The sequence below is a fragment of the Leisingera sp. F5 genome (assembly GCF_001593695.1).
Map to the genome: position 1 here is coordinate 1 of NZ_LUKH01000647.1, position 1,929 is coordinate 1,929.

At 60.9% G+C, this 1,929-nt stretch carries 2 protein-coding genes and 1 pseudogene; all 3 read right to left on the reverse strand.

Features of this window, described 5'->3' with window-relative positions:
* A pseudogene (locus A2I95_RS34330) lies at window positions 1–319 on the reverse strand (NADH-quinone oxidoreductase subunit F); the annotation flags it as partial.
* A gap of 6 nt (window positions 320–325) precedes the next feature.
* Window positions 326–565 (reverse strand): DUF5337 domain-containing protein, encoded by a 240-nt coding sequence (locus A2I95_RS34335; protein ID WP_027258418.1) that lies wholly within the window; start codon window positions 563–565, stop codon window positions 326–328.
* A 45-nt stretch (window positions 566–610) separates the two neighbouring features.
* The gene (locus tag A2I95_RS34340) at window positions 611–1,798 is read right to left on the reverse strand and encodes an NADH-quinone oxidoreductase subunit E (protein ID WP_027258417.1); all 1,188 of its coding nucleotides are present in this window, start codon (window positions 1,796–1,798) and stop codon (window positions 611–613) included.
* Between the last annotated feature and the right edge of the window lie 131 nt (window positions 1,799–1,929).

The window sequence follows — 1,929 nt, forward strand, 5'->3', positions numbered from 1 at the left end:
CGATCAGGGTGTGCGGATCATGGCGCATAATCTCGCGGTCTTTGCAGGTGCCGGGTTCGGATTCATCCGCGTTGATCACCAGAAAGGCCGGCCGGCCATCGCTTTCCTTGGGCATGAAGGACCACTTCAGGCCGGTCGGGAAACCCGCGCCGCCGCGGCCGCGCAGGCCGCTGTCTTTCATGGTCTGAATAATCCAGTCGCGGCCCTTCTCAACGATGCCGGCGGTGCCATCCCAATGGCCGCGCGCCTTGGCGCCCGCCAGGTTACGCTCGTGCATCCCGTAAAGGTTGGTAAAGATCCGGTCCTGATCCTTCAGCATGTGTGCCTACCTTTGGTTTTCTTGTTCATTGGCCCGGCGCATGCGCCAGAGTTGAAATATGTTGACCAAGGCATAAATCATGCCTGCCAGAGCGGCGAAGTCGAACAGCAGCGCAAAGCGCCCCGGCAGTCCCAGCATGGGGCCGATGAACAGCGATACGGCAATCCACAGCGAAATAGTCCCGGCAATCACAAGCGCGATGTGCCGGCCCTTTGCTGCAATGGCCTGGTCCTGTTCCTTGGTCATCTGTTCCCTATCACCCGGACGCGGCCCCTGCGGGCCGCCTCCCGATCAGTCTTCCTTGTCGTCGTAGATGTGCTCTTCTTTGGCACGTTTGGCGAATTCGGTCTCATCGCCCACCTGCAGGCGCTTCGCCTGTTCAATCCAGCCGTCCCGTTCGATCCGGCCCTTGAACTTGAGCCGCGCATCAACCCAGGCGGCCTCTGCCTCAGTCCAGTCGGCAATCTGGTCGAAATGGAAGAAACCCAGTTCATTCAGGGTCTGCTCCAGCTTCGGCCCGACCCCTTTGAGAAGTTTCAGATCATCCGCCAGGCCGCCGCGGGCTTCTTTCAGGATCTCAGGCTGGCCTTCCTCTGATTGGCCGTCCGCCGCAGGTTTCTCCGCTGCCCCTTCCGGAGAGGCAGGCTCAGCCGCGTCCGATTTTCTGGGCGCCGCCTTGGCAACTTCTTCTGCCTGTTTCGCGGCAGGCTTGGGAGCCTCCGGTGCCTTGGGCGGTGCATCCGCCGCAGCACGCCCTGCGACAACGCCGTCTTTGCCAACCCAGGGGGTTAGCAGCGGCACCTCATCCCCCTGGATGCGCTTGACGCCGTCCTTGATGTCCATCGCCAGCTGCACTGACGCGTTGTACTGGGTTTTGCCGCTGTCAAAGTCTATGAGTGTAGTCAGGCCCGATTTCGGCTCGGCCGCGTAACGGCCATTCTGCGGACCCGGCGCCACCACCCTGCCCGCCGCCAGATCGTCCAGCAATTTGGTGAAGCTCTCGACGGTCAGGTCCTCGTAATAGTCCTTGCCGATCTGCGCCATCGGGGCGTTCGTGCAGGCACCAAGGCACTCGACCTCTTCCCAGGTGAATTTACCGTCGGCCGACAGGGTGTGCGGCTTCCCGGCGATCTTTTCCTTGCAGACTGCGACCAGATCCTCGGCCCCGCAGATCATGCAGGACGTGGTGCCGCAGATCTGGATATTGGCAACGGAACCGGTCGGTTGCATCTGGAACATGAAGTAGAAGGAAGTCACTTCCAGCACCCGGATATAGGCCATGCCAAGCATATCGGCGATGTGCTCGATTGCGGGTTTGGTGACCCAGCCTTCCTGCTCCTGCGCGCGCCACAAGAGCGGGATAACCGCCGAAGCCTGGCGGCCTTCAGGATATTTGGTGATCTGTGCCTCAGCCCAGGCCTGGTTGGCCGGGGTAAAGGCAAAGCTGTCGGGTTGTTCTGAGTGGAGACGGCGCAGCATCAGATCACCTTTTGGTGGGCGTTGCCCGCGCGGATGCCTCCGGCGGGAGTATTTTTGAAAAGATGAAACAGGGCAGGCAGTTTCAACGGTCAATCTCCCCGAACACGACGTCCATTGTGCCAATGATGGCG

Coding starts and splice junctions, on each gene's coding strand:
- A2I95_RS34335 (WP_027258418.1), bottom strand. CDS start 565: ATGACCAAGGAACAGGACCAGGCCATTGCAGCAAAGGGCCGGCACATC.
- A2I95_RS34340 (WP_027258417.1), bottom strand. CDS start 1,798: ATGCTGCGCCGTCTCCACTCAGAACAACCCGACAGCTTTGCCTTTACC.